Annotated in this window: 12 protein-coding genes and 1 pseudogene; 10 read left to right on the plus strand and 3 right to left on the minus strand. The window is 58.7% G+C overall.

All coding sequences use genetic code 11. From position 1 onward, the window contains the following. Positions 1-8 precede the first annotated feature (8 nt). Positions 9-1565: an ISL3 family transposase gene (locus CAER_RS0100155; protein ID WP_027233537.1), complete on the minus strand. Its 1557-nt coding sequence runs from the start codon at positions 1563-1565 to the stop codon at positions 9-11. Between the two features lie 223 nt (positions 1566-1788). Here CAER_RS0100155 and CAER_RS26965 point away from each other — a divergent pair. The 6 genes and pseudogenes from CAER_RS26965 to CAER_RS29035 all read left to right on the plus strand — a co-directional run bounded on the left by CAER_RS26965 (position 1789) and on the right by CAER_RS29035 (position 9513). Then, positions 1789-2879 (plus strand): annotated as a pseudogene (locus tag CAER_RS26965) (IS630 family transposase). A gap of 83 nt (positions 2880-2962) precedes the next feature. Continuing rightward, positions 2963-3790: a helix-turn-helix domain-containing protein gene (locus CAER_RS26970; protein WP_161631043.1), complete on the plus strand. Its 828-nt coding sequence runs from the start codon at positions 2963-2965 to the stop codon at positions 3788-3790. 189 nt (positions 3791-3979) lie between these two features. Next, positions 3980-4927 carry a glycine betaine ABC transporter substrate-binding protein gene (locus CAER_RS0100170; protein ID WP_051357604.1) on the plus strand — a complete coding sequence of 316 codons (948 nt, stop codon included), beginning with the start codon at positions 3980-3982 and terminating at the stop codon, positions 4925-4927. 89 nt (positions 4928-5016) lie between these two features. Beyond that, entirely contained in the window at positions 5017-6072 is a 1056-nt protein-coding gene (locus tag CAER_RS0100175) for a quaternary amine ABC transporter ATP-binding protein (RefSeq protein WP_051357605.1), read from the plus strand. After that, the gene (locus tag CAER_RS0100180) at positions 6069-8096 is read left to right on the plus strand and encodes an ABC transporter permease (RefSeq protein ID WP_027233540.1); all 2028 of its coding nucleotides are present in this window, start codon (positions 6069-6071) and stop codon (positions 8094-8096) included. The genes CAER_RS0100175 and CAER_RS0100180 overlap by 4 nt, the downstream gene beginning before the upstream one ends. After that, positions 8083-9513: an amidase gene (locus tag CAER_RS29035; RefSeq protein ID WP_084299289.1), complete on the plus strand. Its 1431-nt coding sequence runs from the start codon at positions 8083-8085 to the stop codon at positions 9511-9513. Before CAER_RS0100180 ends, CAER_RS29035 begins: the two co-directional genes overlap by 14 nt. Before the next feature lie 232 nt (positions 9514-9745). On the opposite strand, the gene CAER_RS0100190 is transcribed toward CAER_RS29035, so the two are convergent. After that, entirely contained in the window at positions 9746-10033 is a 288-nt protein-coding gene (locus CAER_RS0100190) for a DUF1330 domain-containing protein (RefSeq protein ID WP_027233542.1), read from the minus strand. Next, complete coding sequence (locus CAER_RS0100195; protein ID WP_027233543.1) at positions 10026-10721, minus strand: GntR family transcriptional regulator; 696 nt, start codon at positions 10719-10721, stop codon at positions 10026-10028. The genes CAER_RS0100190 and CAER_RS0100195 overlap by 8 nt, the downstream gene beginning before the upstream one ends. 107 nt (positions 10722-10828) lie before the next feature. On the opposite strand from CAER_RS0100195, the gene CAER_RS0100200 reads away from it, so the two are divergent. Genes CAER_RS0100200 through CAER_RS0100215 form a run of 4 tightly spaced genes read left to right on the plus strand, consistent with a single transcriptional unit; the run spans position 10829 to position 14163 of the window. Beyond that, positions 10829-11431 (plus strand): amino acid synthesis family protein, encoded by a 603-nt coding sequence (locus CAER_RS0100200; protein WP_027233544.1) that lies wholly within the window; start codon positions 10829-10831, stop codon positions 11429-11431. After that, positions 11403-12206 (plus strand): alpha/beta fold hydrolase, encoded by an 804-nt coding sequence (locus CAER_RS0100205; RefSeq protein WP_027233545.1) that lies wholly within the window; start codon positions 11403-11405, stop codon positions 12204-12206. Before CAER_RS0100200 ends, CAER_RS0100205 begins: the two co-directional genes overlap by 29 nt. Beyond that, entirely contained in the window at positions 12203-13129 is a 927-nt protein-coding gene (locus CAER_RS0100210) for a flavin reductase (RefSeq protein WP_027233546.1), read from the plus strand. Before CAER_RS0100205 ends, CAER_RS0100210 begins: the two co-directional genes overlap by 4 nt. Continuing rightward, a complete protein-coding gene (locus tag CAER_RS0100215; protein WP_027233547.1) occupies positions 13126-14163 on the plus strand; it encodes an LLM class flavin-dependent oxidoreductase in 1038 nt (345 codons plus the stop codon). Before CAER_RS0100210 ends, CAER_RS0100215 begins: the two co-directional genes overlap by 4 nt. Positions 14164-14165 lie beyond the last annotated feature (2 nt).

Below are 14165 nucleotides of genomic sequence, written 5' to 3' on the forward strand. Positions count from 1 at the left end.
CCCTCAGATCAGAGCGCTTGAACGAGCCGCGCTTTGAGCAGGTCGATGTTCGCCCTTCCATACATCTGGCGTTTGAGCGTTTTGAGGCGGTTAATCTGCCCTTCAGTCTGCCCGTTCGACCATGGTTCCCGAAGCGCCGCGGCGACCGCTGCCTGATCTCGCCGCAGCCCGCGGGCAAAGGCACCGAGCAGCCCGTCTTCCGCTTCATTCAGCCATCCTTCCAGCGCGCCTTCGCGAGCATTGCGTACCATGTCCGTAAACCGGTCGGTCAGCCTTCGGGCTGTGGCGAGAGCAGGCAGCGAAGCTTCGATCCTTGCGACCTGGATGGCATCCGCCTTGCACAGATGATCCCGGCCCAGGGTCAGGAGGCGGGCAATCTTGCGCGCGGGCGGCGATTTTTCTGCTCCCGATGGCGCGGCCCGCCCGGCACGGCGCTGGCGCGTGGCCCATTCCCCGACGACGCGGAGGCTGCCCTGGAAACCATCGGCCCGCAGCCGGCGCCAGATTTCGGCGCCGTTCCGGCAGCCGCCCGCCCATTCCCGCTCCAGCCGCGGCAGCCAAGGAGTCAGACTGCTCTCACGGATGCGGAAAACATCCTCGCGTTCCCCGCGCAAAATCTGGCGGACGAGCTGGCGGCTGAGCCCTGTCTGGCGAACGATCCGCCGGATCGGTACGCCATCATCAGCCATCTGGCGAACCATCCGGTTGGTTTGCTGGCGGCGCAGATAGCCTTCGTATTGCAGCTTTTCAGCGGCTGTCAGCAGCTTTGGGTCCAGTGTCTTTGCTCCGATCGCTTTGCGGATGGCAGGCATGTTACGCTGCACAGCGGCCAGGAAAGCTGTGCTCACGTTTTCTAACAGGTGCCAGCGGTCGGCAACCTGAACCGCTTTTGGCAAGGCCCGAGAGACGGCACCTCCATAGCCTCCGTTGCGGTCGCGGGCGACGACCTCAATCCCTGGACGGGCCCGCAGCCAGGCCTCGACCGTGGCCGGTTCCCGGTCCGGAAGGAGATCAATGACCCGGCGCCGCTCCAGATCGCAGATCAAAGTGCCGTATCGCTGCCCCTTTCGCCAAGCCCAATCGTCGATACCTATAACGCGGAGATCACTGTTTGAGGCCTCAGCCGTGTCCCGGATGCTGCGGAGGAAAGTATCCTTGCTGACCGGCAGCAGGAGCCGTGCGGCGAGCGCCTGTGCCGGACGCCCGCCGAGTGCCAGGCCGAGGTGCCGGACCAGTCCTTGCAGACGGGAGGTGCGCCGCGCATGTGGCCGGGTCACGTCCGCCGGAAACCGCTCGGCAAATATCTTGGCTGGGCAATGCAGAGCACGGCAGCGAAAGCGGCGAACCAGCAGGACCAGTTCCACCTTCCGGCCATGCGCAGGAAGATCGGCAGGCCGTCGGCGGTACCTGCTGTGAACATGGCGTGAAGCCGTGCCGCAGCGCGGGCACGCCGCCGTGGCTTTGGCGGAACGCGAGTGGATCCGGACCGTGTTCCCAACAAGCTCAACCTGGTCGGCCTTGAGACCTGCTGGCAGGAAATCCCGCCGTGAAAACTGTGACGCCATCGGCAACCTCCTCCAAAACCTGCCAATATATAGCGCTTAGCAGGTTGGGCTGCACCAAATCTGCTTCAGAGCCAATTTTGCACGCCGATTCACACTGAAGGTCTGCAAGCGGCCTGAGGATAGGCCACCACACCCCGGGACTAAACACCTAAAACCAAAAGTGCTAGTGTTCCACACCTGACATAGGATTCCCATCGGTGATGATGTGTGTCAGTGTCGAGGGATGAGACGTGGTGACCTTTACCTGTATCTGAGCCCTGATGGCCGAGCCGAGTTTCAAGCCATTGTTGCCGCCCGAAACACGCCCCGCAAGCTGGTCTGGCGGGCCGAGATCGTGTTGGCGACGGCGGACGGCCACGGTACTTTCGCAATCATGCGGCGCGCGAAGGCGTCGAAGCCGACCGTTTGGCGCTGGCAGGCGCGGTATCTCGACGATGGCCTGGCCGGGCTCAAGCGCGACAAGACGCGGCCGTCGCGGGTGCCGCCGCTGCCTCGGGAGGTGCGCCTGAAGGTGATTGCCAAGACGGTGCAGGAGACCCTTCCGAACGCAACGCATTGGAGCCGCTCGACCATGGCCGAGGCGGTTGGCATCTCGCCGTCGAGCGTCGGCCGCATATGGGCCGATACGGGTCTGAAACCGCATCTGACCAAGTCCTTCAAGGTCTCGAACGTTCCAATGTTCGAAGAAAAGGACACCGATATCGTCGGGCTTAACCTCGATCCGCCAGAGCGGGCGGTGGTGCTCTGCGTCGACGAAAAATCCCAAATTCAAGCGCTTGACCGGACCCAGCCGGGGCTACTGCTGAAGAAGGGCCGCGCCGCCACCATGACCCACGACTACAAGCGTCACGGCACAACCACCCTGTTCGCGGCGCTCGACGTGAAGTCGGGCATGGTGATCGGCGAATGCTTGCCGCGCCACCGGGTCAAGGAATTCCTGAAGTTCCTGCGCCGCATCGACAGGGCCGTCCCGGCGCCGCGTGAGGTGCATCTGGTGCTCGACAACTACGCCACCCACAAGACGCCCGAGATGATGGCCTGGCTGGCAAAGCACCCGCGGTTCAAGTTGCATTTCACGCCCACCAGCGCATCCTGGCTCAACTTCGTTGAACGGTTCGTCGCCGAGATCACGTCCAAACGCATCCGGCGCGGCAGCTATTCCAGCGTCGACGACCTTGAAGCCGCAATCTACAACACCTGCTGCTGCACAACGCCAAGCCGAAGCCCTTCATCTGGACCAAAACGGCTGAAGACATCATCGCCCTAGATCGCCGCGCACTGAACGACCTCGATGAAATCCGGGGCAACAGGTAGCAAGCGTCAGACTCGAAGCACTAGGAGTTGGGGTTCAGGTCTCGCTTACACTGGTGCAGGATGCCGTTTTGGAGAGCATGAATATGGCAGTAAACAATTTTTCGGAAAATCTGCGTTTGTTGTGCAGTTATTCGCGTTCTATTTCTGACCTTTGCGAACGTCTTTCGATTAACCGCCAACAGTTTCATCGATACCTAAACGGCCAAAGCCGACCATCGCACAGAAATATGCTAAAGATTTGCGACCACTTTGGAGTGGAAGAGCACGAAATCCTAATGGACACCCGGGATTTCCGTCAGCTCATTGCGGTGCGGCGTCCTTTGGAGCATGAGGCGGATCCTTTTGGTGAATATATTGCAAAGCTGTATCGGATCAATCCCAACAGCTTAACCGAGATGTTGCCGTTCATTGGCTATTATCATTGTTACTACCGTCCAATTGAGTTTCCAGGGAAAATACAGCGGTCGCTTATGAAGGTGTATCGCGATCGCGGATATATTTACATAAAAAATGTGGAAAACTATGCTTCCGTCAAGCACCGATCACGGCGCACGCTAAAATACACAGGAATCGCGTTCCACACCGGTGAACGGATATTCGTGCATGAGCGTGAAATGAACGCCGGCCAAATGATCTGGACAACTATTCTCTACCCTGCCCAACGCGATCAAACTTCGGTTCTCACTGGCCTAAGCCTTGGAATCAGCAGCGCCGCAACGCGGGACATAGCCTGCTATCACGTCGTTTGGGAACCACTAGGGCAAACTATCGATCTCCGCCAGGCGCTGAAGGCATCAGGTCTATTCAATGAAGATGATCCGGCCATTTCGGATGAAATCCGGGAAGCAACGCTTAATGTCAGTAGAGCTGACAACCATGGATTTGTCGGTCGGCCTTGGTCACATTTCTGAGACTACAGCTGTCGCACCTTGTCTCTATCTTAGATGCAGTACGCGACTTCAGCTCTGGCGATCAATCTGCAACTTTCGTCGGGCTGAATACGCGTAGCGATCATCCGAATGGGAGGAGAGCCCCGTTGTGACCGCAGGACCGTGGTATGCGGCTCCGCGTGACGGCTATATCAACAGGGAGAACTTGACATGAAACCGAAATTTTTAGCCCGGGCAGCCGTCATGGCTGCAACCGCAGCAATACCGGCCACTGAAGTGCTGGCCACTAACCGTACCGAACCAATAGTGGTTCCGGTTGTCAGCGACACTTCCACTGACGTAATTTCGAAAATCCTCGGCGGGACGCTGACTGAAGCGGGTTATAGGGTGGAGTATGTCGAGGCGGATTACACGGCCAGTTTTTCGGGTATTCAAACAGGCGATCTCCAATTCGCCATTTGCTGGCAATCCACCTGGGAGCTTTGCGAAGGTGCAACCGAAAGCGGCAAAGCCGTCAATGCGGGTGTTACTGGAGTGAGTTCCGCCGAAGGCTGGTGGTACCCGGTTTCGCTTAAGGCGCACTGCCCCGGCTTGCCTGACTGGGAGGCACTGAAACAGCCAGCTTGCATTGAGGCGCTGGCTACAGCCGAAACTGCTCCGAAGGCCCGTTTTATTGAGGGCCCGGCTGACTGGATCATGCCAGTTCAAGAGATGGCAGCAGCCTTTGGAATAGATGTTGAGCCTATTGCTTCCGGAAGCGCGGCAGCGCTCGTGGCTACGATCTCGACGGCTGCCCGGCGCGGAGAACCGGTAATCGGCTGGGGATATACGCCGCATTGGTATTTTATGAGTGGTGAGGGTGAATTTGTGAAATTCCCTGAATACAGCCAAGATTGTTACCTTGACCCTGCTTGGGGACTAAACGCTGAAGCGACACATGACTGCAATGTGCAGGTTGGGGCGTTGTGGATCTACGCGAACGCGGAGTTTCTCGACAGTGATGCTGGTGCCAAAACAATCATCGACAAGTTTGAGCTTGCAGATGCCCAGGTTGCAACCATTCTGAAGGCAGTCGACGTGGACGGCATTTCATTGGACGAAGCCGTTGCCAGCTGGATGGTTGAAAATGAAACTATCTGGAAAGCGTGGATTAATTAGAGGCGCCTCAATTCTAGAACTCCGGCCCGGCCGCGCTGAAAGCCGGGCCATCCTTGCCTGTACGGGCTCCCTGCCGAAACGAGGCGAAAATGCCAAAAAATCAGAATTCTATATCTGCAGCCCGGCAAACACTAATTGAATGCCGTTCTGTCTGGAAACTCTACGGTGAAAAGGCGAAGAAGGTCGCCGGTAAGCATGGCCAGGACTTAACATCAGATATTCTAAAGGAAGAAGGGGTTATTTCTGCTGCTCGAAACGTGAGTTTCGATGTGAACAAGGGCGAAATCTTTGTGATAATGGGCCTTTCAGGTTCGGGAAAGTCGACGATGCTTCGCTGCATGACCGGGTTAGCCGAACCAACGCTAGGCTCCCTTAAGGTCAAGGGAACGGATCTTGCGACCGCTTCGCGCGATGAACTGACTACGATACGCCGGCACACAATGGGCATGGTATTCCAGGATTTTGCCTTGCTGCCGCATCTGAGTGTGCTGGACAATATTGCCTTTCCGCTTCGGGTACAGGGCGCGCGCAAGAACGAACGTCTCGCCAGGGCGCGCGAGATGATGGAACTGGTCGGGCTGTCCGGTCGCGAAAACTACTGGCCGCATGAATTGTCCGGTGGCCAGCAGCAGCGGGTTGGCATTGCCAGAAGCCTTACCACAGAACCTGATATCTGGTTCCTGGATGAGCCGTTTTCAGCGCTTGACCCTCTGATCCGGATGGAAATGCAGAACGAGTTCCTGCGCCTGCAGAACCTGCTGCACAAGTCCATCGTCTTCGTAACGCATGATTTTGACGAGGCGGTTCGATTGGCTGACCGGATCGCGATTATGGAGGGAGGCCGCGTAGTGCAGATAGGCACTCCCGAGGAGCTGATCATGCAGCCCGCCAATGAATACGTCGCCGAATTCACAGAAAAAATCCCGCGGAGCAAGGTGGTTCGGGTGCGCACCATTATGGGGAAGGTCCAAGCAGGGCTGGCTGGTGCCCCAGTAAACGCAGATGCTCTTGTCGGCGATGTCGCAGGCAAAGTGCTGGATAGCGGTGACCCGCTGCCTGTAGCCGATGAGACTGGACAGATCATCGGTGCTATTGAAGCACGGCAGGTTGCGGCTGTGCTGATGAACCTGGGGATAGCGGCATGAGTGGGATAAGTGATATTTCTCCTAAAGCGAGCGGCAGGATTGCCTACCCGGGTTGGAAAGCATTGGTTCTGCCAAGCACACTTCTCTTCACCCTGTTGGTTTGGATGACGGTGGAAGAAGGAAGCTGGCTGCACGATTATCCCGAGAGCCGGGTCTGGGAAATTGCGACCTCAGTCACCGTGGCAGTGAAATACCTAGTCAACGAATTCTCTATTGGCGGTGTCAACTTGGCTGAAGTCACGCGCGACATCGCTGATGTCATTGCTATCCCGATGCGGGGGCTACAGGGTTTGCTAGCGGAAGGCTTCACTGTCTACCACGATGACGGCAGCATGACCGTCATCCCCTCGCTTCCCTGGCCGGCGGTAGTTCTGGCGATGACACTTTTCGCTTGGTGGGCTGCCGGTTCGGGCGTGGCGTTTCTTACGTTCTCTTCGCTGATGTATTTTCTGCTCTTCGGGCTGTGGCTGCCGGCAATGTTGACATTGTCCTCAGTACTAGTCGCAGTCTTGGTCAGTTTCGCGCTAGGTCTTATGCTGGGCGTCTGGGGGTATCGCAGTCCTCGTGCCAATGCTGTGCTAATGCCGATCTACGATGTGATGCAAACCATCCCTACGTTTTCCTACTTGGTGCCGGTGCTATTGCTTTTTGGGTTCAACCCAGTGGCGGCGATGATTGCAACAGTGATCTACGCGATGCCACCTATGGCACGAGTAACTACACTGGCGCTTCAGAGGGTTCCGTCCAATATTAATGATTTTGGGTCCATGAGTGGTTGCACCCGGGGTCAAAAGATGTGGCTGGTGATGGTCCCAGCAGCTCGGCAGAATCTGCTGATCGGGCTCAACCAAGTCATCATGCTAACTTTCGCAATGGTGATCATCGCCTCTGTCATCGGCGCGGGCGGCTTGGGCGGCAAGGTCTATCAAGGGCTCAAAGCGTTGAAGATTGGCAATGCGGTCGAGGCCGGAATTGCCATAACCCTTATGGCCATCGCATTGGACCGGATTTCCAGAGCTATTGCTCTGCGGCGACCGAACCATACCGAGCCAGCGCCGGCTTTTTTCTGGCAACAACACAAACTGACCACGATAATGGTTCTGTTCACACCAGCCGCATACTTCTCAGGGTATTTTTTTCCCGCTTTGCAAACCTACCCTGAGATACTGACCGTTTCGACAGGTAGCTTCTGGAACGATGCCATACTCTGGGTAAGCGACAGTTTTTACACTCAGATCAAGGCGGTGCGGGAAGGTGTGATTGGCTATGCAATGCGCCCGATAAAAAACTTCCTTCTTGATGTTCCCTGGAGTGGTTTCATAGCAATTGTCACTGGGCTTGCTTATTGGGCTGGCGGACGGCGACTGGCACTGGTCAGCCTTGGTCTTTTGGGTTTCATTGCCATCACAGGCTACTGGGACGCAGCAATGATATCGCTCTACCTAGTCGCGCTTTCGGTGGTCGTCACGCTGGTTTTGGCATTGCCGATTGGCATCTGGGCTGGGTTGAACGAAAGCGCCGACAGGATCGTCACGCCAATTATCGACACCCTTCAGACACTGCCGAGCTTTGTTTACCTCATACCGGTAGTAATGCTGGTCGGAGTAGGTGAATTCGCCGGCCTCATCGCCATAGTAGCCTATTCCCTGCCCCCCGGAGTGCGATATGCAAAACAGGGCATCCGAAATATCAGCCGCTCTAACATCGAAGTGGCAGATATGTCCGGATGCACAGCCAAGCAGAAGCTGTGGCATGTGCAGCTCCCGCTTGCACTGCCAGATATCATGCTGGGGATCAATCAGACAGTCATGTTCGCCTTCGGGATGCTGGTGATCACTGCGCTGGTAGGCACACGCGGACTAGAACACGACACGCTGGTGGCAATCGCCAAGGTGCAACCCGGAGAGGGCATCGTCGCTGGGCTGGGCATCGCATTCCTATCAATAATCACTGACAGACTGATCGGCCAGGCAAGCCGCAAGCTGCAACAACGCACAAAGCAGAAAAACGATGCAATTAGCTAACCAGATGATAGCGCCGGATACAGCCTTATGCAGGCTGAGCGCGCTAGAAGCACTCGCATTGTTCCGATCGGGGGAGCTGTCACCTGTTGAACTGCTGCAAGCACAAATAAATCGAGCGGCAGAGGTAGAGCCGGTTATCAACGCCTTCACTGAAACCTTCTTTGACACCGCGATGCAGCAGGCGCGGCAGGCCGAACGGCGCTATCTTGATCGCACAGGGGATTTGCGCCCGCTGGAAGGGCTAACTGTCACTGTCAAAGACGTTATTGATCAGAAAGGTGCCCGGACTACCTACGGGAGTCTTGTTTACCGAGACAATCTGGCACACCGCGACCATCCCGTTGTTGCCAGGATCCGGCAAGCCGGAGGTATAATCCATGCACGCACAACAACGTCGGAACTGGCGTTCGGCTGGATTACTGCAACACGGCTTTGGGGTGTGACACGAAACCCCTGGAACCCGGCGCTATCACCAGGAGGCTCCTCTGGCGGCGCTGCTGCCAGTCTTGCTGCAGGGACTAGTACACTGGCAATTGGTTCGGACAGCGCAGGGTCAATCCGGGTGCCAGCCTCGCTTTGCGGGGTCGTAGGCTACAAACCGCCTGCCGGTCGTGTGCCCGACCCGGCAGAGGGGCATGACCCCTACAATGCGATTGGACCATTGGCGCGCAGTGTAGGAGACTGCGCGTTGCTGCTAAACGTGATCAGCGGTGGACATCCCTCCGACATCGGCTCACTGCGTGAGCGTTTAGAGCTGCCGCTCACCAATTTGGGCGAAGAACCACTCCGTGTCGCGCTTTCGCTTGATCTTGGCAAGTCATCTCCTGCCAGAAACATCGTAAGTGTCATCCGCGACTTTGCCACACGAATGCAGCAGGCGGGTATTTCCGTTGAGGAACCTAGTATCAGTTGGCCAGGTACCGTGATTGATGACGCAAAGGACTACGCTGTTAGTCTGATCGCAGAAAGCTTGAGCGGAATGCTTCAGCAACATGGCGCAGATGTATGTGACTATATCACAAGTGTCGGAGCTGCCGCGCGCAACTGCCCATGCACAGCGATCCCTCGTGCGTTTGAGACCAAGAAGCGACTCTATGCCGAGCTTTCTGCTATTCTCCACTCGGCTGACGCGCTTATTTGCCCAGTGGTCCTGACCAACTGCGTTGGTGCTGAGCAGCGCCCTTGGGAACGAATGATTGTGAACGGGGCCGAACTTGACAGTGACTATGACTGGGTGACAACACCCCATTTCAATATGTTAGGGCAACTACCTGCTCTGGCGGTTCCAATCGGCTGCGATGGGGGCGGGCTTCCGGTCGGTATTCAGATTGTCACCCGGCCGTATGATGATCAGCGCGCTTTCCGTGTTGCGGCGGCAGTGGAGCGAATAGTCCGGACGGCAACTAGAGGCTTCTAACATCTTCAAATCGAAATCGCCCACTGGGACTCTGATTAGAGCAAACACTCCAGCCACGCGGCTTTTCTTTCTCATCTCCTGCAAACAGTATGAATGCGTTGCACGATCACCCTCGAGTTAAGGCAAGGTATTGAGCTCATTGGCACCAGCCAAACTAATGACCAGTGACCTCAACGGTACTGCTCCAAATGTTTGCCGAACCTTTACGCCCGTATTCTCATTGAAGGTATACTCAAATCAAGCCCTCGATGATAGCAATGTCTGCAACGCAAGCACCTGCGCGTTCGGCTCTTGCCGTGCGGTAAGCCGGGGAGTTGTAGCAGGCGCGGGCTTGCTCCAGACTATCGAATTCGATGATCACTCTTCGCTGCCAGTCGCGGCCTTCAAGAGTTTCCGCTTCACCCCTTGCTAGAAATCGTGCCCCAAAATCCGCGAATGCCGCCGGGGCAGCGGCTTGGTATCCGCTGTAACGGTCGGGGTCCGTGATTGTTACGTTGGCGATCCAATAGGCTTTAGGCATTGCGAGTTTTGGCCTCTTCCTGGTTGAGCGTCCGCTTGGCAACAGCGGCCGCTTCCGTCAGGTGGCTCTGGACTGCGGCTCTGGCGGCCTCGGCGTTGCCTGACGTGATAGCCTTGCAGATATCCTGCATATGGGCGGGGCCGGGTTTTCGCCGCTCTGCGGTCGAGAGCGTCACCGCCCGCAGCCGGCTGATGCGGCCGTTCAGACGCTGGACGATTTCCCAGGCTACGTTGTGGCCGGCGCCTTCGAAGATGATCCGGTAGAACTCGGTCGTGGCGTTCAGCATCGGACCGGGAACACCTGCCGCAACGGCCTCTTGCAGCCTGCGCAGCGCGGAGTTCAGCATTTCCGCCAGCTGCGGCGTGATGTTGCGGGCGCATTCGGTGGCGGCGGCGGTCTCCAGCATCTGGCGGATGTCGTAGATCTGCCGTGCGTCTTCCCACCCCAGTTGCGCCACGATCGGCCCTTTGCCGGGCAGGATTTCCACCAACCCCTCCGCCTCCAGGTAGCGGATGGTTTCGCGCACGACGGTGCGGCTGACGCCGAGCTGCTCGCACAGAGGGCGCTCCACCAGCCGTTCACCTGGGGCAAACTTTCCGGAGACAATAGCCTCGCGCATCCGTTCCTGCACGATATCGCGCAGGGTCTGCGGGTGGTGGTCTATTTTGCTCATGATGGGGTTGGTCATATTGCATCCAATAGCAACAGGGACAGGGTGGAACAAGTGTGCATTGACATACTGTATGATGGTATACCATATTACGCAGAATGGAATCAAACAGGAAAGATCTGCCCATGCCCGCCGAAATCCGAAAGACGCTACTGCATGTCGAAGAGACCCTGATTGAGGGCGGCAAGGCAGCGGAAACCCCGTTCAAGATGATTGCTGCGGTGGCGGTGATCAAAAATCCCTGGGCAGGGCAGGGCTTTGTCGAGGATCTGCGTCCGGCAATCCATGACTGCGCGCCGGGGCTGGGCGAGAAGTTGACCGCGATGATCCTGGAGGCTGCAGGCGGCGGCGACAAGGTCGAGGGCTACGGGAAATCCGCCATCGTCGGGGTCAGTGGCGAGGTAGAGCATGCCTCTGCTCTCATCCACACCCTGCGGTTTGGCAACCACTTCCGCGAGGCGGTGGGGGCGAAGTCTTATCTGGCATTCACCAACACCCGCGGGCCGGCCAATGCGCCCCTGCAAATTCCGCTGATGGACAAGAACGACGGCGGGCGGCGCAGCCATTACCTGACCATCCAGTTGTCCGTCGCGGACGCGCCGGCGCCGGACGAGATTGTGATCGCGTTGGGAGCCTCCATCGGCGGTCGGCCGCATCACCGCATCGGGGACCGCTACCAGGATTTGAAGGAGCTGGGCCATGACGCTGACAACCCTGCAGCTGTCTAAGCCTTTCGGGGCTGTCACCTGCCAGCGGTCAGGGCAGGGTGCGCCTGTTGTGCTGCTCCATGGAGTGGGGATGCAATCGGCGGCCTGGGCGCCGCAGATCACTGCGCTTTCTGGAACCCATGAGGTGATCGCACTGGATTTGCCCGGTCATGGTGGCAGTGACCTGTTGCCCGAAGCGGCAGAACTGCCGGATTACGTGGCCTGGTTGCACGCGGTGATCCAAGCGCTGGACCTTGGCCCAGTGTATCTCGCGGGTCACTCCATGGGGGCGCTGATTGCCGGTGGTTATGCCGCCAGCCATCCTGAGAACGTGGCCCGGGTGGCGTTGTTGAATGGGGTGTTCCGGCGATCGGCGGAGGCCAGGGCCGCGGTTGAAGCGCGCGCTGCCGAAATCCGCGCTGGCAGCTTTGATCTGGAAACACCGCTGGCGCGATGGTTCGGGGAGAGTGAGGCTGACCAGGCGGCACGGGCGCAGGTGGCCGAATGGCTGTCGGGCGTGGACCTGGCGGGTTACGCCGCCGCCTATACCGCCTTTGCCCGCGGCGACAGCACCTATGCCGATGGGTTCGGCGGTATCCGTTGCCCGCTGCTGGCGCTGACCGGCGATGGCGATCCGAACTCGACACCCGCGATGGCGCAAGCCATGGCGGATGCCGCGCCGCAGGGCAGGGCGGTTGTCATCGAAGGCCACCGGCATATGGTCAACCTGACTGCCCCCGCAGAGGTCAACGCGGCCCTGCACGACTGGCTGAACACCGAAGGAGCAACGACATGAGCGAGATCGACCCGCGCGCCCTGCGAAACGCCTTCGGCACCTTCATGACCGGCGTCACCGTGGTGACAACGCACGATCCGGACGGAAACCCGATCGGCTTTACTGCCAACTCCTTCACCTCAGTGTCGCTGGACCCGCCTCTGGTACTGGTGTGCATCGCCAACTCCTCCAGCAACTACGCCGCGTTCGAGCAGGCCGAGGGCTTTGCCGTCAATGTGCTGGCGGAGGACCAGAAGGGCGTCTCCAACACTTTCGCCCGCCCGGTCGAGGACCGTTTTGCCGCCGTCAGCTGGCAGCAGGGGCCGCAGGGCAGCCCGGTGTTCGAGGGTGTCTCCGCCTGGTTCGACTGTTCCATGCACAACCGGGTGGAGGCGGGCGACCACCTGATCCTGATCGGCCGGGTGGAGGCGTTTGAAACCTCGCCTGCGCCGGGTCTCGGCTATGCCCGCGGCGCCTATGTGACAGCAGCGGCGGAGGCCGAGGCCCTGACCCAGGGCGCCAAGCTGATCGTCTCGGCATTGATCGAGCATGAGGGCAAGGTGCTGCTCCTGGGCAACGACCAGGGCAAGCTGACGCTGCCTGAAATCCGTGTCGGCAAGGAGGGCGCCTCTGCCGCCCTGGCCAAGCTGATTGCGGACACCGGCGTCGAGGCGGAGCCGGGGTTCATTTATTCCGTCTACGAAGACAAAGCGCGCGAACATCAGCACATCTCGTTTCTGTGCCAATCGGCCGGCGGCACACCGGCCAAGGGTGTTTTCACGGCACTGACCCAATCCACGCTGATGGACATTGCCGATGCGGCGATGTGCACCATGCTGGAGCGGTTCGCCAGTGAGGCCCGGATGGGCAATTTCGGGGTGTATTATGGCAATCAGACCACCGGGCAGGTCCGCCCCGTGGCGACAGGGAGCAAGGGCGCATGAAATTTTCCCTCTTTGCGCATATGGAGCGGATTTCCGCGGCAGACGATCAGAAGCGGCTGTATGACGAGTTCATCCAGCTGTGCAAAATTGCCGACGACGGCGGCATGCATGCGGTTTGGACCGGCGAACACCACGGGATGAACTTCACCATCTCGCCGAACCCGTTTCTGAACCTGATTGATGTGGCGCGGCACACCAAGCACGTGCGGCTGGGCACTGGCACGGTAATTGCGCCGTTCTGGCATCCGATCCGGCTGGCGGGCGAGGCGGCGATGACCGATATTATCACCGAAGGCCGCCTGGACCTGGGCATCGCCCGGGGCGCCTATTCGTTTGAATACGAGCGCATGATGCCCGGCATGGACGCCTGGGAGGCGGGCCAGCGGATGCGGGAGCTGATCCCGGCGGTGCAGGGCCTGTGGCAGGGCGACTATGCGCAGGAGGGGGAGTTTCATTCCTTCCCGAAAACCACGTCTTCCCCGAAACCGGTGCAAGAGAACGGTCCGCCGATCTGGATCGCGGCGCGCGATCCCAACAGCCACGAGTTCGCCGTGGCCAATGGCTGCAACGTGCAGGTGACGCCGCTGTGGAAGGGTGATGAGGAAATCACTGACCTGATGGGCAAGTTCAACGATGCCTGTGCCAAGCACGCCGATGTGCCGCGGCCCAAGATCATGCTGCTGCAGCACACCTATGTCGCGGACAGCGCCGAGGATGTGAAACGCGGGGCGGAGGAGCTCAACCGCTTCTTCTGCTACTTCGGGGCCTGGTTCATGAACAAGCGCGAGATCCGCCAGGGCCTGATCGACCCGCTGAGTGACGAGGAAATTGCAGCGCATCCGTTCTACTCGCCTGAGGCAATGGAGCGCGACCTGGTGATCGGGGAACCGGCGGCGGTGATTGAACGGCTGAAGAAATACGAGGCCCTGGGCTATGATGAATACTCGTTCTGGATCGACTCCAGCATGAGCTTCGAGCGCAAGAAGGCCTCGCTTGAGCGGTTCATCACCGACGTCATGCCAGCGTTTCAGTGAGG

It is taken from the genome of Leisingera caerulea DSM 24564 (genome assembly GCF_000473325.1).
Lineage (GTDB): Bacteria > Pseudomonadota > Alphaproteobacteria > Rhodobacterales > Rhodobacteraceae > Leisingera > Leisingera caerulea.

What these genes read in the sequence shown, in the direction of transcription:
- CAER_RS0100215 (WP_027233547.1), top strand. Translation starts at nt 13,126, where the DNA reads ATGAAATTTTCCCTCTTTGCGCATATGGAGCGGATTTCCGCGGCAGAC.
- CAER_RS0100195 (WP_027233543.1), bottom strand. Translation starts at nt 10,721, where the DNA reads ATGACCAACCCCATCATGAGCAAAATAGACCACCACCCGCAGACCCTG.
- CAER_RS0100180 (WP_027233540.1), top strand. Translation starts at nt 6,069, where the DNA reads ATGAGTGGGATAAGTGATATTTCTCCTAAAGCGAGCGGCAGGATTGCC.
- CAER_RS0100175 (WP_051357605.1), top strand. Translation starts at nt 5,017, where the DNA reads ATGCCAAAAAATCAGAATTCTATATCTGCAGCCCGGCAAACACTAATT.
- CAER_RS0100170 (WP_051357604.1), top strand. Translation starts at nt 3,980, where the DNA reads ATGAAACCGAAATTTTTAGCCCGGGCAGCCGTCATGGCTGCAACCGCA.
- CAER_RS0100210 (WP_027233546.1), top strand. Translation starts at nt 12,203, where the DNA reads ATGAGCGAGATCGACCCGCGCGCCCTGCGAAACGCCTTCGGCACCTTC.
- CAER_RS29035 (WP_084299289.1), top strand. Translation starts at nt 8,083, where the DNA reads ATGCAATTAGCTAACCAGATGATAGCGCCGGATACAGCCTTATGCAGG.
- CAER_RS0100205 (WP_027233545.1), top strand. Translation starts at nt 11,403, where the DNA reads ATGACGCTGACAACCCTGCAGCTGTCTAAGCCTTTCGGGGCTGTCACC.
- CAER_RS0100190 (WP_027233542.1), bottom strand. Translation starts at nt 10,033, where the DNA reads ATGCCTAAAGCCTATTGGATCGCCAACGTAACAATCACGGACCCCGAC.
- CAER_RS0100200 (WP_027233544.1), top strand. Translation starts at nt 10,829, where the DNA reads ATGCCCGCCGAAATCCGAAAGACGCTACTGCATGTCGAAGAGACCCTG.
- CAER_RS0100155 (WP_027233537.1), bottom strand. Translation starts at nt 1,565, where the DNA reads ATGGCGTCACAGTTTTCACGGCGGGATTTCCTGCCAGCAGGTCTCAAG.
- CAER_RS26970 (WP_161631043.1), top strand. Translation starts at nt 2,963, where the DNA reads ATGGCAGTAAACAATTTTTCGGAAAATCTGCGTTTGTTGTGCAGTTAT.